Annotated in this window: 14 protein-coding genes and 1 riboswitch; of the genes, 8 read left to right on the forward strand and 6 right to left on the reverse strand. The window is 69.8% G+C overall.

The window, feature by feature from the left end:
- The first annotated feature begins 39 nt into the window (after positions 1 to 39).
- From OOZ63_RS19595 to OOZ63_RS19605, 3 genes are all read left to right on the forward strand, one after another.
- A complete protein-coding gene (locus tag OOZ63_RS19595; protein WP_266007281.1) occupies positions 40 to 1602 on the forward strand; it encodes a DUF4139 domain-containing protein in 1563 nt (520 codons plus the stop codon).
- Positions 1603 to 1622: 20 nt separating this feature from the next.
- Positions 1623 to 2237: a DUF2238 domain-containing protein gene (locus OOZ63_RS19600; protein ID WP_266007282.1), complete on the forward strand. Its 615-nt coding sequence runs from the start codon at positions 1623 to 1625 to the stop codon at positions 2235 to 2237.
- A gap of 102 nt (positions 2238 to 2339) precedes the next feature.
- Positions 2340 to 3230 carry a bile acid:sodium symporter family protein gene (locus tag OOZ63_RS19605; protein ID WP_266007283.1) on the forward strand — a complete coding sequence of 297 codons (891 nt, stop codon included), beginning with the start codon at positions 2340 to 2342 and terminating at the stop codon, positions 3228 to 3230.
- On the opposite strand, the gene OOZ63_RS19610 is transcribed toward OOZ63_RS19605, so the two are convergent.
- Positions 3190 to 5484 carry a xanthine dehydrogenase family protein molybdopterin-binding subunit gene (locus tag OOZ63_RS19610; protein WP_266007284.1) on the reverse strand — a complete coding sequence of 765 codons (2295 nt, stop codon included), beginning with the start codon at positions 5482 to 5484 and terminating at the stop codon, positions 3190 to 3192. The genes OOZ63_RS19605 and OOZ63_RS19610 overlap by 41 nt on opposite strands.
- Positions 5481 to 5954, reverse strand: coding sequence for a (2Fe-2S)-binding protein (locus tag OOZ63_RS19615; RefSeq protein WP_266007285.1), 474 nt, complete (start codon positions 5952 to 5954; stop codon positions 5481 to 5483). Before OOZ63_RS19615 ends, OOZ63_RS19610 begins: the two co-directional genes overlap by 4 nt.
- A gap of 57 nt (positions 5955 to 6011) precedes the next feature.
- Here OOZ63_RS19615 and ypfH point away from each other — a divergent pair, with 57 nt between their 5' ends.
- The 5 genes from ypfH (at position 6012) to OOZ63_RS19640 (ending at position 14908) form a co-directional block, all read left to right on the forward strand.
- Positions 6012 to 6731 (forward strand): esterase, encoded by a 720-nt coding sequence (gene ypfH / locus OOZ63_RS19620; protein WP_266007286.1) that lies wholly within the window; start codon positions 6012 to 6014, stop codon positions 6729 to 6731.
- A 16-nt stretch (positions 6732 to 6747) separates the two neighbouring features.
- Positions 6748 to 9765 carry an ATP-binding protein gene (locus OOZ63_RS19625; RefSeq protein WP_266007287.1) on the forward strand — a complete coding sequence of 1006 codons (3018 nt, stop codon included), beginning with the start codon at positions 6748 to 6750 and terminating at the stop codon, positions 9763 to 9765.
- A gap of 166 nt (positions 9766 to 9931) precedes the next feature.
- Positions 9932 to 10624: a PEP-CTERM sorting domain-containing protein gene (locus tag OOZ63_RS19630; protein ID WP_266007288.1), complete on the forward strand. Its 693-nt coding sequence runs from the start codon at positions 9932 to 9934 to the stop codon at positions 10622 to 10624.
- Between the two features lies 1 nt (position 10625).
- Entirely contained in the window at positions 10626 to 14111 is a 3486-nt protein-coding gene (locus OOZ63_RS19635) for a beta strand repeat-containing protein (RefSeq protein WP_266007290.1), read from the forward strand.
- Positions 14112 to 14176: 65 nt separating this feature from the next.
- The gene (locus OOZ63_RS19640) at positions 14177 to 14908 is read left to right on the forward strand and encodes a PEP-CTERM sorting domain-containing protein (RefSeq protein ID WP_266007291.1); all 732 of its coding nucleotides are present in this window, start codon (positions 14177 to 14179) and stop codon (positions 14906 to 14908) included.
- Between the two features lie 67 nt (positions 14909 to 14975).
- Here OOZ63_RS19640 and OOZ63_RS19645 read toward each other — a convergent pair whose 3' ends face one another.
- From OOZ63_RS19645 to OOZ63_RS19660, 4 genes are all read right to left on the reverse strand, one after another.
- The gene (locus OOZ63_RS19645) at positions 14976 to 16679 is read right to left on the reverse strand and encodes a M14 family metallopeptidase (RefSeq protein WP_266007292.1); all 1704 of its coding nucleotides are present in this window, start codon (positions 16677 to 16679) and stop codon (positions 14976 to 14978) included.
- 104 nt (positions 16680 to 16783) lie between these two features.
- Positions 16784 to 19171, reverse strand: coding sequence for a putative Ig domain-containing protein (locus OOZ63_RS19650; RefSeq protein ID WP_266007293.1), 2388 nt, complete (start codon positions 19169 to 19171; stop codon positions 16784 to 16786).
- Between the two features lie 62 nt (positions 19172 to 19233).
- Positions 19234 to 19320, reverse strand: a riboswitch (cyclic di-GMP riboswitch).
- A gap of 200 nt (positions 19321 to 19520) precedes the next feature.
- On the reverse strand, positions 19521 to 20276 hold the full coding sequence (locus OOZ63_RS19655; protein WP_266007294.1) for a LytR/AlgR family response regulator transcription factor: 756 nt from the start codon (positions 20274 to 20276) through the stop codon (positions 19521 to 19523).
- Entirely contained in the window at positions 20273 to 21346 is a 1074-nt protein-coding gene (locus tag OOZ63_RS19660; RefSeq protein WP_266007295.1) for a sensor histidine kinase, read from the reverse strand. Before OOZ63_RS19660 ends, OOZ63_RS19655 begins: the two co-directional genes overlap by 4 nt.
- Positions 21347 to 21403 lie beyond the last annotated feature (57 nt).

Here is a 21403-nt window from a genome sequence, read left to right on the forward strand (position 1 = left end):
GCATGTTATGTTCCCCGCCATATGGAGAGGAGGACGGCAATGGAAACAAGAACGCTCATTTTGCTCGTAGCGGTGCTGGTCCCGACGTTGGCCCAGGCCCAGGCCGGACGCATTGAGCAGGTACTGGTCTATCCGGGCGGCGCCAGTGTCGAGCGAGTGCTGGCGGTCAAGGCCGGACAGCAGCAGTTGAAGATCGCCTGCCTGCCCGCCCGCTTCGATACCGACTCGCTGCAGCTGCGTGCGGCACAGGGCAGCGGTCTGGCGATCGGCGAGATCACGGTGCAGACCGTCGCGCGCGCGGCCCTGCCCGAATGCGCCGACTCGCCGCTGGACACACGAATTCGCGAGCTTCAGGACCAGCAAGCCGCGCTGGCCGCCGAGACCGACGCCCATGATCTGGCGCTGGGCTATCTGAAGAACTACACCGCGCCGAGCGGCCAGTCTGCGTCGATAGCGGCGACCGCCGAGACTCTGCGCCGCAGCGGGCTGGACACCCTGCAGCGCCAGCAGGCGCTGCAGCGGCGTAAGCAGGAGTTGGAACGCCTGCTGGCGCCGCTGACGGCCGAGCGCGACCGACTGGTGCAGGCAAATCCGCAGTTGCGGACCGTGGTGGTGCGCCTGGCCGCGCCGCGCGATGCCGAGCTGCGCCTGTCCTATCGCCTCAGCCAGGCTGGCTGGGAGCCGGTTTACCGCGCCTACCTTGACAGCCGCTCCGGCCAGGTCCGGCTTGAGCGCCATGCACAGGTCGCACAGCAAAGCGGCGAGGACTGGACGCAGGTCAAGTTGCGGCTCTCGACCACCCAGCCACGCCAGGCCACCGGCATGCCGCCACCCAAATCCTGGACCTTGGACTTGCTGCCGCCGCCCAGCGCCGAGCTAGCACGGCCGGCACCGACTTATGCAGCCGCCGCAGCAGCGCCCGCGCCGCGAGTGCAAAGGGCCGACGGCCCCGAACTGGACTTCAATGTGGCGGTGTTCCACGGCGAATTCGCCACCGAGTTCGAGGTGCCGGGCCGAGTCTCGATCGCGACCGATGGCCAGCGCATCGGTATGGCCCTTGGTCACCAGATGCTGGACGCACAGCTGATGGCACGCGCCAACCCAAGCGCAGAGGCTCAGGCCTATCTGGTGGCCGAGAGCGCGCGCCCCACCGGGGTCTGGCCGGTCGGGCTGCTGCAGCTTTTCCGCGACGGCGACTTCGTCGGCCAGAGCCAGCTGCGCCTGGCCAATCAGGACCGGCTCGACCTGTTCTTTGGCCGAGATGAACGGCTGCGCGTGACAGTGGAGCCCGAGCAGCGCAAAGCCGGCGACCGCGGCCTGATCGGCAGCCGTGTCGAGCAACAGCTCGGCCGCGCCTACCGCATCGAGAACCTGCAGCAACGCCACGTCAGCGTTCAAATTCTCGAGGCCGCGCCGGTCGCCCGCCACGACGACATCAAGGTGCTGACCCGCTTCGATCCCGAGCCCGCCATCGACAGCTGGCGCCAGCAGCCGGGCATCGTGGCCTGGCAGTTCGAGCTGGCGCCCGGCCAGAGCCAGCGCCTCACGGCCGGCTATGTGATCGGCTACCCCAAGGACGCGCGCGTCGGCGGCCTGCGCTGATTGCCGCGCGAAGACTATCAATGACACCCACCCCCCGTCTGGCCTTGATGGGCCTGCTGCTGATCGCCGCCCTTGTGCTGTCCGGCTGGCAGCCCTATGACCGCGCCACCTGGCTGATGGAGGTGGCGCCGGTGCTGATCGCCGTGCCGCTGCTGGCCGCCACGCGCGCGCGCTTCCCTCTCACGCCGCTGATGTACGGGCTGATCTTCGTCCACTGCCTGATTCTGATCCTTGGCGGGGCCTACAGTTATGCGCGGGTACCACTGGGTTTCTGGATGCAGGAACTGATGGGGCTGTCGCGCAACCCTTACGACAAGATCGGCCATTTCGCCCAAGGCCTGATCCCGGCCCTGCTGGCCCGCGAGATTCTGCTGCGCGGCGGCCACGTGGCCGGGCGAGGCATGGCCGGCTTTCTGGCGGTCTGCGTCGCGCTGGCGGTCAGCGCGGTCTACGAGCTGTTCGAATGGTGGGCGGCGCTTGCGTTGGGCCAGGGCGCCGACGAGTTTCTCGGCACCCAGGGCGACCCCTGGGACACCCAGTCGGATATGTTTCTGGCTCTGCTGGGCGCGCTCGTCGCCACCATGGTGCTCGCACGCTGGCATGACAGGCAGCTGCGGGCGACGGCGACTCACTAGCCGCGCCTGCACCGGGCATACCCGGGGCCTCGAAATCCCGCTGGTGGGCGTGAGCTCGCGCGGCCAAGATCAGCGCCTCAAGTACGCCTCAAGCCACGCCCAATGACCGCCCTGCTGCCCACCCTTTTGCTGATCTCACTGGCCCTGGTGATGCTGGGCGTCGGCCTGTCGCTGAGCCTGGAAGATTTCGCGCGGCTTCGCCGGCACCCGAAGGCGGTGGCGATCGCGCTGCTGCTGCAGATGCTGCTGCTGCCGCTGGCCTGCTTCGCGATGATCAAGCTGGTCGGCCTGCCGCCGGCAATGGCAGTGGGGCTGATGCTGCTTGCGGCCTCGCCGGGTGGGGTCTCAGCCAATCTGTTCTCGCACCTGTTCGGCGGCCATGTGGCACTGAACATCTCGCTGACCGCGATCAACACCTTGCTGTCGGTGATCACAATGCCGCTGATCGCCAACCTCGCACTTCAGCATTTCATCGGCGAAGGCATCGTGCCGCTGCAGACCGCCAAGGTCGCCGAGGTGATGGCCGTGGTGCTGCTGCCGGTGGTCGTCGGCATGAGCGTGGCGCGCTGGCGCCCGGCGCTGGCAGCACGGCTGGAGAAGCCCTTCAAGATCTTCAGCGCCGTGGTGCTGGCACTGCTGGCCCTAGGAGCCATCGCCAAGGAGTGGCGCGCGCTGGCCGACTCGGCCGCCAGCATCGGTGGCATCGTGCTGGTATTCAATCTGCTGAGCCTGCTGTCGGGCTACTACCTGAGCCGCGCTCTCGGTCTTGCCAAGGCGATGGCCACGGCGATCAGCTTCGAGATCGGCATCCACAACTCGACCCTGGCGCTCTACATCGCGCTGAGCGTGCTCCAGAACTTTCAGATGGCGCTGCCGGCCGCGGCCTACTCGGTCAGCATGTATGTCGTCGGCACCGTGTTCGGCCTCTGGTTGCGCCGTGGCGACGCAGCGCCTAGGGCAGCAGAGGAAGGCGCCGGCACCGCTCGCCGGTGAGCGCGAACCAGGCATTGGCCAGCGCCGGAGCCACCGGCGGTGTGCCGGGTTCGCCGACGCCGGTGGGTGCATGGCGGCTTGCGATCAGGTGGGTCTCAATGTGCGGCGTCTGTGCCAGGCTCAGAAGCGGGTAGTCGGGAAAATTGCGTTGCCGCACGACGCCGCCCTCGATGTCGATGCGGCCGAACAGCGCTGCCGTCAGCCCGAAGATGATGGCGCCCTCCATCTGGCGCTCGACGATGGCCGGATTCACCACGGTGCCGCAATCCAGCGCACAAACCACGCGCAGCACCTTGGGCCTCCCGTCAGCATCCTGCGTCAGTTCCACTACCTGGGCGACGATGCTGCCGAAGCTCTCATGCAGGGCCAGGCCGCGAGCGACGCCCTGACCTCTGCCAGAACTTGGCAGGGCCTGGCCCCAGTCGGCCTTCTCGGCAGCCAGTCGCAGCACCGCAGCGTGGCGCGGTAGGTCGTGCAGCAGGCTCAAGCGATAGTCCAGCGGATCGGCCCCGGCCGCGTGGGCCAGCTCGTCGACAAAGCTCTCGATGAAAAAGGCATTGTGCGAATGACCGACCGAACGCCAGAAGCCGACCGGCACGCCGTGGTGCGTAGCCAGATGCGCGATGCGTTGCTGCGGCACGGCATAGGGCTGGTCGAATAGACCCTCAGCCGCGGTCTTGTCCGGCAGGTCCACCGGCCCGGCCAGCGTCGGCAGCACCCGCTCCATCCAGCGCGGCGAGATTGCATCGCCGGCGCTGCCGATGCGCAAGGCCAGCGGCTTGCCGTCCTCGCCCAACAGCGCTTCGCAAAAGGCCGAGCCGGCCGGGCGGTAGAAGTCGTGCGTCATGTCCTCCTCGCGCGACCACAACAATTGCACCGGCCGGCCGCCGGTCTCCAGCGCTACCCGCACGGCTTGGCCCACGAAATCGATCTCCAGGCGCCGGCCGAAGCCGCCACCCAGATAGCTGACATGCACGGTGACCGCATCGGGCGCGACGCCGGCCACGCGCGCGGCCAGCTCGAGGGCAAGACCCGGCACCTGGGTCGGCACCCAGAGCTCGACCCGGCCGTCGCGCACCCGGGCCGTGCAGTTCATCGGCTCCATCGCCGCATGGGCCAGGTAGGGGGTCTCGTACAGCGCCTCGATCTTGCGACCCGGGCCGGCCAGCGCGCGGTCGGCATCACCCTCGCTGGCGAAGGCCAGTCCGTCGGCGGCGGCGCGGCGCGCCGCCTCGGCCAGCGCTGCGGCGATATGCTCGCTGTCCAACGCCCCGGCTGGTCGGCCCTGCCACTCGATCTCCAGCGCCGCCGCTGCGCGAAGCGCATGCCAGCTGTTGCGAGCAACCACGGCCACCGCCGCATGGCCGCCTGCAAAAGGCCCCAGGCGCACGACCCGCTCGACTCCCGGCTGGCGCAGCGCCGCATCGACCGGCAGCGCGCCGGGCGCACCGCCCAGCATCGGCGCGTGGCGAATCGCTGCATACAGCAGGCCTGGCGGCCGCGCATCGATGCTAAAGCGCGCCGAACCATCGATCTTGGCGGCCAGATCCAGGCGCGGCGCGGACTGCCCGATCAAGGTCCATTGCTCCGCCGGCTTCAGCTCCACCTCGCCGGGAGGCGTGGCGGCCGCCGCCTGGACCAGCTCGCCGTAGTGGGCGCTATCGCCCGAGGAGACATGGCTGATCACGCCGGAGGCGATGCGCAGCTCGGCCAGCGGCAGCTTCCAGCGCAGCGAGGCCGCGCCCAGCAACTGCTGGCGGGCTGTGGCGGCCGCCCAGCGCAACGGCTCCCAGGCATCGGCCACGCTGGAGCTTCCACCGGTGGCATTGATGCCCAGCTCGCGCGCCAGCTTGGCCACGGTCCAGGCCCCCAGCCTCGCGGCAAGGCTTTCCTGACCGGGTTCCAGGCTGCGCGGCGGGAGTGGCAGCTGGCCGACGAACATCGCGACATTGCCGTACAGCGATTCATGGCCGGCCGCGATCAGCCGCAGTCGAGCTAGCGGCACGACCAGTTCCTCAGCCACCAGTTGGGCAAGCGCGGTATGCACGCCCTGCCCCATCTCGCTGCGGTTCATCGCCAGCAGCACGGTGCCGTCGGCGGCAATTTTGATCCAGCCATTCAGGCCGATTTCGCCGTCGACCACAGACTGCGTCTTGGCATGGCCCAACCGGCTGCGCGGAGGCAGCGCGGCAAAACCCACCAGCAGGGCGCCGGCAGCGCCAAGACCGGACAGCAGCAGCGTGCGGCGCTTCATACGCGCTTGCCTGCGGACTGGGCGCTCATCCTGGCGGCCGCGTCCTTGATCGCGGCGCGCACGCGCGGATACGTGCCGCAGCGGCACAAATTGGTCATCGCCGCTTCGATATCGGAATCGCTAGGCCTGCGGTTGTTGGCCAGCAGCGCGGCGGCGGCCATCAGCATGCCGCTCTGGCAGTAGCCGCACTGCGGCACCTGATGAGCGATCCAGGCCTGCTGCAGCGCGCCGGCGGCCAGACCCTCGATGGTGGTAATTGCCTTGCCCTGCACGCTGGCCAGCGGCGTCACGCAGGCACGCGCGGCCTGGCCGTCGACATGCACGGTGCAGGCACCGCAGGCCGCGACGCCGCAGCCGTACTTGGTGCCAGTCAGGTTCAGGCCGTCACGCAGCACCCACAGCAGCGGCATCGCGGCATCGTTCGCATGCGCGGGCAGCGCGTGGGCCTGCCCATTGACCTTCAGCTCCATTCCCGCCCTCTCTCCGCTTGAGACGCCGCTTGGCGTTCTGCGATTCACAATAGCACCATGAGCAAGCCCAACCTCCACACGCCCACCCTGATGCTGCTGCCCGATGGCCAGGCGCCGCAGCTGCTGTTCCTGCTGTTTCACGGCCTGGGCCGCGACGGCTCGCAGATGGCGCCGCTGGCCCAGGCCCTGCGCGCTCAGTATCCGCAGGCAGCGGTGCTGAGTATCGACGCCCCGGAGCGCTTTGACGGCGCGGCCGATGGGGAGACAGGTTACCAATGGTTCTCGCTGCAGCGGATCGACGACGCCAGCCGCATCGAGCGGGTCGCTGCGGCGCTGCCCAGTTTCATCGCCAGCGTGAGGCACTGGGCCGCCCACTTCGAGCTGCCCTGGGAGCGCGTGGCTCTGGGCGGCTTCTCACAAGGCGCCATCATGGCGCTGGAGGCGGTACAAGTCGAGCCTCGGCTGGCCGGCCGCGTGCTGGCCTTCGGCGGCCGCTATGCCAGGCTGCCTCAGCACGTGCCCGAGGAGGTCAGCCTGCACTTGCTGCACGGCATGGCCGACGAGCGCATGCCCTACCGCGACATCGTGCAGGCCGCCCAGATTTTGGTGCAGCTGGGCGCCGATGTCACCGCCGACGTCAAGCCCGGCATCGGCCATGAGCTGCACCCCGAGCTGATCGCCAAGGCGATGGAGCAGCTGCGCACATTTGTGCCGGCCCGGCTGTGGCGCGAGGCGGTGCTGGCGGCGGCCGAGCAGGACCGCCAACAGCAGGGCTGAGCGCAGCGGCCCGCCGATGCTGCGCCTGACGGATCTGCCGGCCTGGGTGCCCCCGAGCGGGACGCCACAGCCGCTGCCGTGCACCCTGCCGGGCGCGCTGCTTCTGGTGCTGGCCGCCAGCGAGGGCTGGCAGTCCCGCGAGCGGCTGGCCGCCCTGCTCTGGCCCGACTGCGAGCCCGCCGAGGGCCTGCACCATCTGCGCGTCAATCTGCACCGCAGTCGCGTCCTGCTGCAACGCTGGGGTGTGGCGGACCGGCTGCTGACCCAGGGCTCGCAGCTGCAGCTTCAGCTGCCCACTGACCTGCCGGCCTGGCAGGCTGCGGCCGAGGGCCCGCCCCTGGACCCGCAGGACTGGCCGCGCGGCTGGCGGCTGACGGGCCACGAGGGCCTGGCGCAGTGGTGCTTGCAAACCGCCCAGGCCCTACACCGGCGCTGGCTGCAGCAGGGCCGCCAGATGCGCCCTACCAGCGATCAGGAGGCGCCACCGCCGCCCGCGCGCGAGGCCCAGCACCGGCAGCTGCGCGGCAGCCCCGCACCCGCCCTGCTGCTGCTGGGCGAGCCCGGCGCCGGCAAAAGCAGCCTGCTGGCCGCCGCCTTCCCGCATGCGCCCTGCCTGCGCGGCCTGGAGGGTCTGCACGGGATGCCCTACCGACCGCTACTGGATGCGCTGCGGGCGCAGCGCCCGCGGCTGGAGGCTGCCCTGCAGGATGCGCACGGTGGCCTGCGCCCCTATCGCCTGGACCTCGCCCGCGTGCTGCCCGAACTGGCTCCCGAGGAGCCCCTGCCCCCGCTGGACGCACTCACAGCTCAGGCGCGCCTGGCGGAAGCGCTGACGCGCGCCTTCGAGGCCCTGACGCCGGTGCTGCTGGTGGACGACCTGCAGTGGTGCGACCCGGCCACCCTCGAGTGGCTGCAGATGCTGGCCCATGGCGAGCGCCTGCGCTGGCGCGCCGCCGCGCGCCCGCACGAGATGCCCGAGGCGCTGCGCCAGGCCCTGCAGCCGCTGGAGGCCGCCGGCCGCCTGGAGCAGCTGGCACTGCCAGCGCTGAGCCGAGCCGAGCTGGCCCGGGTCTGCCAGGCGCGCTGGCCCGCGCAGCGCTTTAGCGACGCTCAGCTGGACCGTCTACACGCAGCCAGCGCCGGCAACCCCTTTGCGCTAGGCGAGCTGGTGAAGGCCGGCGGTGCCGAGGCGCAGGACAGCGCCGGCGCCTTGCCGGAGCGGGTGCGCCAGATGGTGAACCGCCGCCTGCAGGCCTTGACGCCGGCAGCGCGTCAGGCCGTCGAGGCCGCCGCCGTCGGCCTACAGCCTCTGCCTGAGTCGGCGCTGCGCATGATGATGGGACTGCCCGAGGGGACAGCAGGCGACGCCGCTTGGGCCGTGGCGCGCGACGAGGCCCTGGCCGCCGGCATGCTGCGGCCACAGGCGCCAGGCCTGGCCTGCTCGCACGACCTGATTCGCCATGCCACCGTGGCCGGCCTGGCGGCGCCGCGCCGCCTTGTGCTGCACCGCCATGCCGCGCTCTGGCTGGCCCAGCAGCCATGGGCCGACGCCATGGCGGTGGCCGAACACTGGCGCGTCGCCGGCGAGCCGCAGACCGCTCTGGGCTGGCAGCACCTGGGTGCGGAGCAGCTCAAGGCGCTGGGCCAGTACGAGCGGGCGCGGGCGGTCTGGCAGGCCGTGGCCGAGGACTCGCTGGACATGGCCCAGTCGCTGCGCGCCCGGCTGGAGCTGGCTGCCTGCGACCTGCTGGAGGACCTGTCCCGCGCCGAGCAGGCGTTGCTGGCCATCCGGGTCCAACTCGACGGGGTGGCCGACGCCGAGCAGCGCCAGCAGATCGAAGGCCGGCTGTGCGCCGCCTTGGTGGACAACCGCGTCTTCGCCGGCGACCTGCCCAGCGCCATCCGGCATGCCGCCCGGCTGCGCGAACTGCTGCCGGCGCTGCCGGCGCGCGAACGCATCCACGCCTTCGAGGTGCTGATCGAGCTGGCGATGCGCGAGCCCGACATCCCCGCCGCCTGGCGCCTGCTGGCCCAGCTTCGCGAGGCCGCGCCGCGGCTGCCTGCGACTTTGAGCTTCGAAGGCCAGATTCACTGGTTCGGCGGCCAGGTGCGCGCTGCGCATGACGCGCTGGCGCGCCTCCTGGAGCTGCATCCTGACTACTGCCGAGGCATCACAGTCGAGAACGATCTCGCCGTGATGCTGCAGGCCATGGGCGAGGTGGCGCAGGCCGAGGCCCTGGCCCGGCGCAGCCTGCAGAGCTGGGCCGGCGTGGTGCACACCGAATGCCTGTCCAAGCTCGTGCTGGGCAGCGTGCTGACCAGCGCGGGGCGCCATGCCGAGGCCGAGGCAGCCCTGCGCGAGGCGCTGGACCTGGCGCAAGCGCAGTCCAGCGGTCTGTTCGAGGCCGAGGCCCGGCTGCGCCTGGCACGGCTGTGGCTGCAATGCGGCCGTCCCGGCGACGCCGCCCAGGCGCTGGCCGCCGCCACGCCGCTGCTGCGAGAGGCCCGGGAGCCGCTGCGCGTGTCGAACTGGGCGCTGGTGTCGGTGCTGGTGGCCTGCGCCCTGGACCGGCACCCGGCTGCAGAGGCCCTGGACCGCCTGCGCGACGCCAGCCAGCGCCTGCAGCACCCGATGGTGCAGGCGCGCGAGGCTCGCGCCGATGCCGAGCTGGCCCTGCTGAGAGGCGACGGGCCTGCCGCAGCCGCCGCCGCCGAGCGCCAGGCCGCAGTGGCGCGCAGCGCCGGCATGCAGGAATGGGCCACCGAGGCAGCGCTGCTGAGCGTGCGCGCCCGCGTGCTCAGCGGCGAGCCAGACGAGGCGCTGCGCCCGCTGGCCCAGCAGACCGCCGACCTGGCGGCCGCCAAGGGCTATGCCGACCTGCACTGGCGCGCCTGCGCCTGGCTGGCCGCCCACGGCGGCACGCCCGCCGACGCCCGACGTGCGCGCGCCGCACTGGCGGCGCTGCGTGGCAGCGAGCACCCCTCGCTGTTCGACGCCCGGGCCGCTGCCCGCCGCGAGCCGCGCTGGGCCTGAGCACGGGCTGATCGGTACCGACACCCCTCGGGTGCGGGGGGCGTCTGCGGCCCGGCATGCCAATCCCCGACACGGCTGAGACGCCGCTGAGACGCCGGCTGGGCAACATGGTGGCCTTCATTCACCGCCGCACGAGCGCCCCCACAACGCCTGAGCTGACACGACCATGACCCAAGCCCCCCGCACGTTCCCCGCACGGCCGCAAGCCACCACGGCCCGCCGCATGCTGGCACTGATCGCCACGCTGGCCCTCGCAGCCAGCGCGCAGGCGGCCTCCAAGGTTTACACCAGCGAGGCTGACTTCCTGGCCGCCGTCGGCGTGGTCCGCACGGAGGACTTCAACCGCTTCGGCCGCGACATCTCTGGCGCCTCCGACCACCCGGCCTCGGGCGGCAATTTCGGCGGCGACTTCACACTGCAGGGCTCCTGGCGGATCGACTCGCCCGACACCGCGCGGGACATCGACGGCAGCACCAACCTGTTCTTCGGCATGAGCTCCGCCAGCTGGGCGGACCTGAATTTCAACGCTCCCCTGCGGGCCTTCGGCGCCTGGTTCAACGGCGCGCCGCCCGTCTTCAAGATCGACGCCAACAGCCTGGAGGGCCTGGGCTCTTACCGCCACGTCGCCACGCTGGAACCCACCGGTAGCGGCCTGCAGTTCATCGGCTTCACCTCGGACCAGACCTTCAATCGCCTGGTGTTCGAAAGCGCGCTCTGCTGCGCGGCCAGCTTCGCCATTGACAAGCTCAGCTACGCCGCCACCCTGGCCCCGGTGCCCGAGCCCAAGAGCTGGGCGCTGATGGCCGCAGGTCTGGCCGGCCTGGGCCTGTGGACGCGCCGCCGCGCGCTGAGGAGCTGACATGCGCCGACACCTCGCCTTGCAGGCTCTGCCCGCCGCCCTGTCCACCGCGTTCGCACTGGTCGGCCTGCTTCCCGCCCCGGGCGGCGCCGCCGTCCACCTGTGGACCGGCAGCGCCAGCACCAAATGGAGCGAGGCCGCCAACTGGACGGGCGGCCTGCCCGTGGCCGGCGGTGAGCTGCTGATGGACAGCGCCGCCCGCCCGGCCAGTTTCAACGACCTGGCCGGCGGCTTGACGCTGCTGGGGCTGACGCTGGGCGTCAACGCTGCGGCGCCCACGCTCAGCGGCAATGCGCTGCGCTTCGGGGGCTCGGGCGCCTACCTGCGCATGCTGTCCAACGGCGGCCACGGTACGGTGGACAACGCACTGGCGCTGGACGGCACGCTCAACATCACCGGCGGCCCGAGCGCGGGCAGCCAGCTCTTTCTGCGTGGCGACATCGGCGGCAGCGGCGGCTTGACCGTGGCGGGCGGCCGCACGGTGTTGAGCGGCAACAACAGCTTTGCCGGGATCACCACCGTGGCCTCAGGTGCCGCGCTGGGCATCGCAGGTGGCGCGCTGGCGGGCAGCAGCGGCATCGAGGTGGCGACCGGCGGCGAGCTGCAGTTCGTCAGCGCCAACGTCTCGACCTCGCTGAACCGGCCCGTTGCGCTGGGTGGCCGCCTGAGCAGCAGCGCGGCGGACGTCAGCACACCGTTCGGCAAGGTGGCCGGCGCCAGCGTGGCCGGCGCCATCACACTGACGGCCCGCGCCGAGGTCGTGGCATTGGCCGGCACTGCGCCCGCGCCCGTGCGCTTGGTGGTGAACGGCCCGGTCGACCGCGCCGGCCAGACCCTCACGGTCGCCACGGCAGGCGCGAACAACATGGTCAGCGTCGCCACAGTCACCGGCGCCGGCGAGCTGGTGCTTCGGCCCAACGGCGGCACGGTCAGTATCGGCGATGTCGCCGGCTCAGGCGAGCTTGCGGCGATAGGCCCGGCCGGCACCGCCACCGTGGGCAGCCTGGGCGGCGACGGCCGCGTGCTGGTGAACTTCGATGACAGCTTCGGCCGGCTCATCATCACCGGCGCGCTGGACGGTCAGCGCGATCTCGATGTGCGCAACGGCACACTGACCCTGGCCACCAACACCCCGCGCAGCCTCACGGGCCAGATCACGCTGCGCGGCAACGGCACGCTGGACATCGGCCGCGAAAGCGCGCTGGGTAGCGCCAGCCCGGTGCTGAGCTTCGAGGGTGGCGGCCGCCTCCTGGTGCGCGATGGCTTCCACCTGGCGCGCGACATTGTCACCACCGGCGGCAACGGCACGCTGCAGCTGGGCGGCGGCAGCAACACCGTGAGCAGCAATATCAGCGGCGACGGCGGCTTCAGTCTCATCGGCGGCATCATCACAGCCACCGGCAACAACAGCTTCTCGGGCGGGCTGGGGGTCTTCAACGACGGCACCATCAATTCGAACGGCCAACCTAACACGACGACGCTGCGCTTCGTGCACGATGGCAACCTGGGCCAGGCCGGCCAGGGCATCAAGCTAGGCGGCAGCCTGGCGCTGCCCGACGGCTACGACCTGAGCCGCCCGCTCACGCTGGCCGGTACGGCCGCCGGGATCAACGGCAGCGGCGACCACACCATCAGCAGCACGATCAGCGGCGACGGCCGTCTCAACCTCGGCGGCGCCGCACGCTACGTGCTGGCCGGCAGTGCCAGCCACAGCGGTGGCGTGACGCTGGCCGGGCAATCCAGCGGCCAAGCCGCGGTGCTGGTGATCGACGGCGACGCCCGGCTGGGCGCGGCGACCGGCGTGCTGAACATCGGCCGCGCCAGCGGCTTCTTCTCGCTGCCCGGCACCCTGGTGGCCGCCGGTCACCTGGACATTGCCGTCACGCGCAGCACGAGCTTTCGCGACATGACGGTGGACAGCAACGGCTTCGACGTCGTGTTCAACCAGCCGATCAACGGACTGGGCATGACCAAGGCCGGCGCCGGCCGCTGGACGCTCAATACCGCCAACACCAACAGCAGCGGCGACAACCGGGTCGAGGTGCAGCAAGGCACGCTGGCCCTGGGCGTGAACGAAGCGCTCGGTACGCGCAGTCTGGTGAACGTGGCCACCGGCGCGCAGCTGGCGCTGGGCGGGCGGCTGCTGACCATCACCTCGCTGGACAGCGCCGCCGGCAGCAGCGTGGACCTGGGCGCGGGCGGCACGCTGCGCCCGCTGTTCGGCACGCTGGACGGCATATTGGCTGGCCAGGGCCACCTCGTCGTCGGCCGCGCGGGCTTCTCGCCCGGAGCTGTCACGTTGGGCGGCGCCAACGGCTTCACCGGCACGGTGGAGGTCACCAACGGCAGCCGCCTGACGCTGAACCACGCGCAGGCGCTAGGCGCCGCCGGCAACCTGATCCTGCTGGACAACGGCTCGCTGGAGGTCACCAACCGGTTGGCGGTGCCGCTGGTTATCACGGCAGCCACCAACCTGCAGATCGGCCCCGGCGGCGCAGGCTTCGTCGCCAACGGCCAGTCCATCATCGTCCAGAGCGCCCTCGGCGGCGGCGCGCCGCTGCGAATTCAGGGCGGCAGCCTGCCAGGCAGCACCGACAAATTCGACGTGCGCCTGGCCCACAGCGCCAACAGCTTCAGCGGCGACCTGGTACTGGGCGACCCGCAGGGCTTTGGCAGCGCGGTGTTGGGCATCACAGCCGACGGCTCGCTGGGCGCGGCGGGCAACCGGCTGGTGCTGGGCAGGAGCTTCTACGACGGCGAAACCACCCGCAGCGCCCAGGGGGGCCTGCGCGCCTGGGACTCGCTAACGCTGGCCGCCACGCGCAGCGTGCTGCTGGACGGCGAGTCAGGCAGCGACGCCGGCTTCATCGACACCAACGGCCACACGCTGGTGGTGGCCGGCAGCATCGGCGAGCTGGCCTCGGGCCTGGGCCTGCTCAAGACGGGCGAGGGTACGCTGGTGCTCAACGGCGTGCAGGCCTACACCGGCCTCACCCAGATCAAGGCCGGCACGCTGGGCGGGCGCGGCGAGGTGGAGCGGCTGGCCGTGCAGGCCGCCACGCTGGCACCGGGCGACAGCGCCGGTCTGTTCAGCGTGCGCCAGGACCTGAGCTTCAGCGGCGGCGCCCTGCTGTCCTTGACGCTGGGCGGCCCCACGCGCGACAGCGGCCATGGCGCACTGAGCGTGGGCGCGCTGCTGGACCTGGGGCAGGACACTACGTTGCGCTTGAGCTTGAGCCAGGGCTTCAGCGCCCAAGCCGGTCAGCAGTTCGACCTGCTGGACTGGGGCATCCTGCAAGGCCAGTTCAGCACGATCGACAGCAGCGGCCTCGTGCTGGCGCAAGGCATGCGACTGGACGTGTCGCGCCTGTACATCGACGGTGTGGTCGGTGTGACGGCCGTGCCCGAGCCCCAGTCCTGGGCCTTGCTGCTGAGCGGCGTGCTGGGCCTGCTGGCCTGGCGGCGTCGCGAGCTCCGTCCGGCCTGAACCGCACGGCTCGCACACCCGTGCCTGGCTCAACTCTTTCTGTCACTCCCAGGGAGTTCTCACTCATGACACTGCACAAGACCCCAGAACGCCGGGGCCGCCGTCTCGGCACTGGGCTGGCGCTGCTCGCAGCCGCCACCGGCAGCCTGGCCGCCGAGCCCGTTTTCTTCGGCCCGACCGCCTATCTGTCGGCAGCCGACATCCCGGTAGGCTTTTACGCCGGTGGCTCGCCCAACCTGCTCGACACTCTGGAGGACGGCAGCCTGCATGCCAGTCTGGCAGGCAGCGACGGCAGCGTGCTGACGGGCCGCGGGCCTAGCGGCGTCGACTCGGTGGATGCCGACGACGGCGCGATCGACGGTTCCTGCGCAACCGCAGCCCCCTTGCTGTGCCGCAGCTGGTTCTTTGGTGACGGCAACAAAGGTGTGCGCTTCAGCTACCAGGGCAACGGTCCGCTGCCCACGGCCTTCGGTCTGGTCTGGACCGACGGGGTGGGCACCATCAGCTTCAGCGCCACAGGCTCGGACGGCCAGAACCTGGGCAGCTTCACCGCCACTGGCTTTGCCGATGGCAGCTTTGGCGGCACCACCGGCGAAGACCGCTTCTTCGGCGTTCAGTTCGCAGGCGGCATCCGCTCCATTCACATCAGCAACAGCGCCGGCGGCATCGAGGTGGATCACATCCAGTACGGCCAGAGGGCCCCGGTGCCTGAGCCCGCCGCCTGGGCGCTGATGACCGCCGGGCTACTGGGTATCGCCGCCCGGCGCCGCCTCGCCACCACCGGGCGGCGATCATGAGCCGCTGATCCGCCCTTGCTGCGCACTCAGCCTCGGACAAGCCACTTGGCTTGTCCTCGGTTCGATCTCAGTCCAGCACCACCTCGGTCCGGACCGTCCCGGCGCGCTCGGCGCTGGCGCTGAGCGCCAGCCGGGTGCCCTTGGGCGCGCGCACCACCCACTCGCCGACGGCCCGGTCGGCCGTGACGTCGCGACTGGGCAGGAAGGCCTGCTGCGACTGCTTGGGCGCGTGGCCCTCCAGCTGCGGGCCTTCGATGCGCTCCTTGCCGCCGAGCAGGCTGATCTCCGGATTGCCGGGCGGCAGATGGATTTCGAACATCACGCCGCGCACCACCTTGCGCTCCAGCGCCCGCTTGGTGATGTAGGCAGGCAGATAGCCACTATTGGCCACCGCCAGACGCACGCGCCAGGTGTCTGATCCGAGCGCGCGCACCTCGGTGCGCAGGAGCTCCAGCTTGGGCAGGGACAGCGCGATCTGGTTCATCCAGCCCGGGAAACGAGCGGCCTCGCGCTCGCGCAAATGCGGCGGCGGATTGCGCCAGTAGTTCATCTTGTCCCAGCCGCCGATCTCGACCGCGCCGAGCTGCGGGTGCTGAAAGGGTCGCCAGTCCACATGGGCCCGGCCCTCGCACTGCTCGTCGCTCCACTTCAGAAGCTTCAGGTCGTCCTCGACCGGATGGTCGCGATACCAGTCGATCCACTTATAGCCCTCGATGCCGGCCTCCTTGTTGGGCGACCAGATCTCGACCACCCAGAACAGCGCGCCCAGGTGCTCGTAGACCCAGTCCTGAGTGCCGGAGATGACTTCCTTGGGGTGGTATTTGAAGTCGTGCCAGATGCTGATGGCAGGGTAGCCGCTGTGCTTGACGCCCAGCTCCGAGAAGCGCTTGTAGGCCCACAGGTCCTCGGGAATCATGTCCTCGTCGCTGTGACCGCCCATCGGGCGCAGGATCACGCCACTGTGGGTGTGATAGCTGATGGCCGCGCCGATATTGGGGTGGCAGGTGATGAAGTCCACCATGGCCCGCACCTCGGGCTCGCTGGTCGGGTAGGGTCCGGCGCCGACCTGCTTGTACTCCTGGCGCCACTCGCTAGGGAAGTTGCGGTTCAGGTCCAGGCCCTCGCGGTCGCGGTTGACGGCGACCGTCAGGCCGTCATGGTTCTTGATGAATCCTTCGGGGATCAGCCGGTAATACTCCCCGCCGAACTCGCCGGGCTCGCGCGCGACCATCAGGCGCGGGTCCTGCTCATGCTTCTTGTAGCCGCCGTGGGGATCGGGTACCCGCATGGTCAGGATGCGGCCGTCGCCGTCAACGTCCTCGATGGTCAGGCCCTCGACCGGCTCCTCGTCGTAAGGGTAGCGGCGGGTCGAGGAGCGGATGTGGCGGGGGCGGTCGGCCAGGGCCAGCTCGGCGCCATCGGGATTCAGGCGCGGCACCATATAGATCACGCGCGTGTCCAGCAGCTGGGTCACCTGCGCATCGTGGCCGTACTTGAGCAGCAGGTCGTTGAGGTAGTACAGGCAAGTGGTCGAGGCGGTCAGCTCGGCGGCGTGGATATTGCCGTCCAGCCAGAAGGCTGGCTTGTCGACATCGGCGCCGGTAGCCGTATTGGTCAGAACCAACACCCAGATGTCGCGACCCTCGTAGCTCTTGCCGATGCTGCGCACCGAGACTAGATTGGGCCGCGCCTCGGCATAGGCGAACAGGAGCTGGGTCAGCTCCTCGTAGCGGTAGAACTCGTCGAAACGGGGAGCAGGGAACGCAGCCATCGGTTCTTCTTTGCATCGGGTGAAAACGATGCGGGCATTGTGCCCAAGCGCGGGGCTTCGTGCGGTGGGGACTCCCCTGCCTGCCGCAGCGGCTTCCAGGCCGCCTACCTGGCCGCGATGGTGATCGGCAGGGTGGCCGTGGCGGTTTGACCGGTGTTGTCCCGCACCACAATGTTCAAGCTATAGCGGCCCGACACCGGCTTGGCCCAGCTGAGGCTGACGGTCGATCCGCTGGCGGAGAACATCATGCCCAGAGGGGCTCCCGAGATCGAGATCGACAGGGCCGTGGCGCCGGGCGCGGACACATTGATGCGGCCGGTGAGCGCCTTGCCGGCCACGCCGTTGAGGGCCGCGGCGCTAATCTGCGGCGCGCCGGCCGTGATGTTCAGGCTGATTGCGGCCTGGGCGCTCAAGGCGGTCTTACTGTCCTTGACCGTCACCGTCACCTTGTGGGCCCCAAGCACCGGCTTGGCCCAACTCAACACGCCGCTGGCATTCACGCTCAAGCCGCCAGGCGCGGCGCCGAGGCTGTAGGTCAGCGGATTGAGGGACTTCGTGACCAGGGCGTAGCTCAAGGGCACGCCAGCCCTGCCGGCCAGCGTGGCGGCGGCGACCTGGGGGCTGGCCCCAACAGGCGCTGCGCTCACACTGATGCTGTAGACCGCCTGCCCGCTCAGCCCGGTCATGCCGTCCTTGGCGACCACCGTGACCGCATAGCTGCCGGCCACCGGGCTGGGCCAGCTGACCACGCCGGAGCTGGCCGAGATCGACATGCCGGCCGGCGCTCCGCTGAGGCTGAAGCTCAGCACATTCGGGCCGCTGGCGGAGGCGGTAAAGCTCAGCGCTGTACCGACCTTGCCGCTGATGCCGGCGGGTGTCACCACCGGGGCAGCGGCTGCAGGGTTGGCGACGCCGCTGCCGAGCACACTCAGCAAGCCGGCACCATGGGGCGTGCCCAGACCGGTAGCGGTGTCGTAGCCGATCTTGGCAGCGCAGGTGCTGCAGCTGCCATTGGCACCGCGATTGATGTCGGAAAAGCTGGCTGCGTAGTGCCCGGGAACGCTGGCGATGCTGCCGTACAGGGTCGGGTGGGCGGCGCCCAGGACCGCCTTGCCAGCCAGCGCTCGCACCGAATTGGCCACGGCCAGCAGGCCGGCCCATTGCGGGGTGGCCAGGCTGGTGCCACCGGCACTGATCCAGCTGAGGGCGCCGCTGGTCGACTGAACCGCAACATACTGCCCGGTGCTGGGGTCGGCGTTGAAGGCGACATCGGCCACGCTGCGCCGCAGCGGCGTGCCCATGCCGGGCACGGCAGCGCTCTGGTAGGCCGGCTTGCTGGTGTAGGCGCTGACGCCACCGCCGGTGCCGGTCCAGGCCACTTCGCTGCGGGGTCCGCTGCCGCTGTAGCTCAGGCTGGTACCGCTGACGGCCAGGACATTGGGCGACACGGCCGGCCAGGAGACGGCCGCGCCGGAGTCGCCGGTGGCAGCCAGATAGCTCATGCCGGCGGCGGAGAAGGCCGCATCCACCGAGGCGGTGTAGCCGCCCTCGTTGGCGCCGAAGCTCATGGACACCACGCCGGGGCCCATGGCGTTGGCCAGCTTGATGCCACCAAGAAGACTGTTGAGCGAGGCATCTGCGGCTTCGATCAAGACGATGCGGGCCAGCGGCGCCGTGGCATGGGCCCATTGCACATCGAGCGCGATCTCGGTCGCCCACCCCGCGTTATAGGGCGGGGCGCTAGACGTCATCCTGCCTGCTGCCGTGCTGTAGACCTGGCTGAATTCACACGCGGTGCCGGAGGCCTTGGCCAGCGGCAAAGGCGCATTGCTGGCGATTGCCTTGCTCGTGCAGGCCGGCAGCCCGAAGCGTTGGTTGAAGGCGGCCAACTCAGCGACGATATAGGGGTCGTGCATGGCATTGACGATGTAGATCGTCTGCCCGGCGCCCAGCTGGGCGGCTTGCGCCGACGTCAGGGCCGCGCCGACCGCAGGCAAAGGCGGCAAGCCATAGGCTGCGCGGATCTGCGCCGGCGTGAAAGTGGAGACGACGCCGCTGCCTGCCATAGGCTTGAGCACATCGGTCGGTTTGGCGCTAAGGGCCTGGCGGCGTATCGAAGCCTCCAGGACTTGCACCGTCAGGCCGTGCGTGGGCAGGCCGCTGAGTTCCGCGGGTACGACTTGCTGACGTGGCCCCATCGCTGCCGATGCGTTGGGATTGCGCATGTCGAGCTCGCCGGGCGCGTCCAGAATCACCGGCGCCATATGAAAACTCGGTCTGGCCTCCAGCTGAGCAGCAGCGTCGGGCCAGTCGTCCGGCTGCAGTTCCAAGCTGCTGGTCGCACTGGCCAAAGGCGCCATGCTGGGCTCGGCACTGCTTTCGGGCTGCCCGCCGCCGCAGGCGCTCAGCAGCAAACACCAGAATCCGGCCAGTGCCGCAAGGGTGGAACGCGAGCGCGAGCCAACGTGTGAAGGGCGAAGAGACTGCTGCATGACCAAGGCGCTCCTGAAAAAATTGAGCGAGGGCCACGCCTGATCAAGAACTCCAAAGAGTTCCTGGCAACCCCGCTGCCCTGGCGCTGCTGCGCGGTAGGCCGGTGGCTTTGCGTCCCCGCCTTTCGACGGGTTTGCCCTCTGATTCCTCACCCTGCCGGACATGATTGCATGGCAGGATGATTATCAAATGTATCGTTTTAAACAGAAAAACTCACATTTCAGCAGGAGAATATCATGATTTATTCAACGCATTTCGGCAAAAATGCTGAGATCAAGTCAGGTGAGTTGGTATCGAATTTGTCATTTGATACCCTGCCAGAGCCGAGCCGCCCGGTACGTCCACGCTTCATTGTCCCTTGAACAGCCCCTGGAACTGCCGCGACACCGGCAGTGTCTCGGCCCGGCCCTTGAGGGTGATGTGCATGCTGTTCTCGTCCACCCGCACCGCGCTGGCGATGCAGCGGCTGTTGACCAGCACCGAGCGGTGCACCTGCCAGAACTGCTGCTCATCCAGTGTGGCCAGCAGCTCCTTCAGCGGCGTGCGGATCAGGGCCTCGCCGCCGTGGTGGACGACCCGGGTGTAGCGGTTGTCGCTCTCGAAATAGATCACCTCCTCGGGGGCGATCATTTTCACCTCGCGGCCCAGCGAAGCCTGGATCATGCGCGGCCGCTGCGGCGCCGGCAGCAACTGCTCGAGCAAGGCCTGTAGATCCGGGCCCGGCTGCATGCGCTGCAACCGGGTCTTGACGCGGCCGATGGCCTGGCGCAAGCGTTCGTCATCCACCGGTTTCATCACATAGTCCACCGCGCCGGCATCGAAGGCCGACAGCGCATGGTCGCCATAGGCGGTGACGAACACCACCTGCGGAGGCCGGTCGGTGGCCGCCATGCGGCGGGCCACTTCCAGGCCGTTCAGACCGGGCATGCGGATGTCGAGGAAGCAGACCTGCGGCTCATGGGCCAGGAAATCGTCCCAGGCATCCACCCCGTGGATGCTGGCGGCCGCAATCTCCAGCTCGGGCCACAGGCGCGCCAGCGCGGTGCGCAGCTGTTCGCGCGGGCCTTCTTCATCATCGGCAATCAGGGCTTTGATCTGGTTCATGGATTTCGGGCAAGGATGATGCGGGACAGACAGCCAGGCTGCTGCGGCAGGACTTCGAGCCGGGCCTGATCGCCATGCAGCTGGGCCAGGCGGGCGCGGGTGTTGGCGAGGCCGACGCCATCACAGGGCGTGCCCACAAGGCCGGCACCGTCGTCGCGAACCTCGATCAGCACCTGGCCGTGTTCGGCGAGCACCTGCAGCTCGATACGGCCGCCGCGAAGGCTGGGCTCGATGCCATGGGCGATCGCGTTCTCGACCAGAGTCAGTAGAGCGCCGGGCGGCAGCAGCAGCGCATCAAGCCCCGGCTCGGCCCGCAACTCCCAGTTCAGCCGCTCGCCGAGCCGGGCCTGCATCACTTCCAGATAACTGCGCACGATGGCGAGCTCGTCTGTCAGGCTCAGCGCATCGCGCTCGAACATCGGCAGGGTGGCACGCAGATAACGGGTGAAGGAGCGCAAGGTGGGGCCGGCGCGGCTGTCCTGCGTATCAACCCAGTGCTGCAGCGAGGCCAGGGTGTTGAACAGGAAGTGCGGCTGGATCTGGGCTGCGGCCAGGCGGCGCGCCAGACTCAGGCTGCGGGCCTGCTCGCCCAGCTCTGCCAGCCGGGCCTCGATCTGCTGCACCCGGTACAGGGTCAGAAACCACCAGGCGCTCAGCGCCGTCACCAGCGCGCCGGTCACCACCAGCAGCGGCAGCATCGGCACCGGATGACCCCAACCCTGGTAGAGCAGCAGGCCCAGCAGGAACACCAGGGTGAGCAACCAGCTAGCCAGGTTCAGACGCAGCCGGCTCGGCTGTCGCCACAGCCAGCGGGCGACCCCCAGCGCGCCCGCCGCTGCACCGAGGCTCAGCAGCAGCACCGGCAGGCCCCAGCCCTCGGGCAGCTCGGCACTGAAGATCAGCAGCATCATCAGGGCGTTGCCGTAGACATAGTGGTCGATGCCGCGCGGCCAGGCTTGGGTGCCGGCGCGCGCCAGTTCCTCGGCGGCGAAGACCCGGCGCGGGCCGGGGCACAGCCACTGGGTCCAGTCCAGCGCGGCGGGCTTGCGGGTGGCGGGAGATTCGCTCATAGGCGCAGTCTAGGCAGACGCCGGACACCGGACGCCGGTGCTGCGGCGAATGGCGGA

This window comes from Paucibacter sp. PLA-PC-4 (assembly GCF_026241155.1).
GTDB lineage: Bacteria > Pseudomonadota > Gammaproteobacteria > Burkholderiales > Burkholderiaceae_C > Roseateles_E.

Bases quoted from the DNA above. Each gene is read 5' to 3' on its own strand.
- OOZ63_RS19595 (WP_266007281.1), top strand. From the start codon at position 40: ATGGAAACAAGAACGCTCATTTTGCTCGTAGCGGTGCTGGTCCCGACG.
- OOZ63_RS19600 (WP_266007282.1), top strand. From the start codon at position 1,623: ATGACACCCACCCCCCGTCTGGCCTTGATGGGCCTGCTGCTGATCGCC.
- OOZ63_RS19605 (WP_266007283.1), top strand. From the start codon at position 2,340: ATGACCGCCCTGCTGCCCACCCTTTTGCTGATCTCACTGGCCCTGGTG.
- OOZ63_RS19610 (WP_266007284.1), bottom strand. From the start codon at position 5,484: ATGAAGCGCCGCACGCTGCTGCTGTCCGGTCTTGGCGCTGCCGGCGCC.
- OOZ63_RS19615 (WP_266007285.1), bottom strand. From the start codon at position 5,954: ATGGAGCTGAAGGTCAATGGGCAGGCCCACGCGCTGCCCGCGCATGCG.
- ypfH (WP_266007286.1), top strand. From the start codon at position 6,012: ATGAGCAAGCCCAACCTCCACACGCCCACCCTGATGCTGCTGCCCGAT.
- OOZ63_RS19625 (WP_266007287.1), top strand. From the start codon at position 6,748: ATGCTGCGCCTGACGGATCTGCCGGCCTGGGTGCCCCCGAGCGGGACG.
- OOZ63_RS19630 (WP_266007288.1), top strand. From the start codon at position 9,932: ATGACCCAAGCCCCCCGCACGTTCCCCGCACGGCCGCAAGCCACCACG.
- OOZ63_RS19635 (WP_266007290.1), top strand. From the start codon at position 10,626: ATGCGCCGACACCTCGCCTTGCAGGCTCTGCCCGCCGCCCTGTCCACC.
- OOZ63_RS19640 (WP_266007291.1), top strand. From the start codon at position 14,177: ATGACACTGCACAAGACCCCAGAACGCCGGGGCCGCCGTCTCGGCACT.
- OOZ63_RS19645 (WP_266007292.1), bottom strand. From the start codon at position 16,679: ATGGCTGCGTTCCCTGCTCCCCGTTTCGACGAGTTCTACCGCTACGAG.
- OOZ63_RS19650 (WP_266007293.1), bottom strand. From the start codon at position 19,171: ATGCAGCAGTCTCTTCGCCCTTCACACGTTGGCTCGCGCTCGCGTTCC.
- OOZ63_RS19655 (WP_266007294.1), bottom strand. From the start codon at position 20,276: ATGAACCAGATCAAAGCCCTGATTGCCGATGATGAAGAAGGCCCGCGC.
- OOZ63_RS19660 (WP_266007295.1), bottom strand. From the start codon at position 21,346: ATGAGCGAATCTCCCGCCACCCGCAAGCCCGCCGCGCTGGACTGGACC.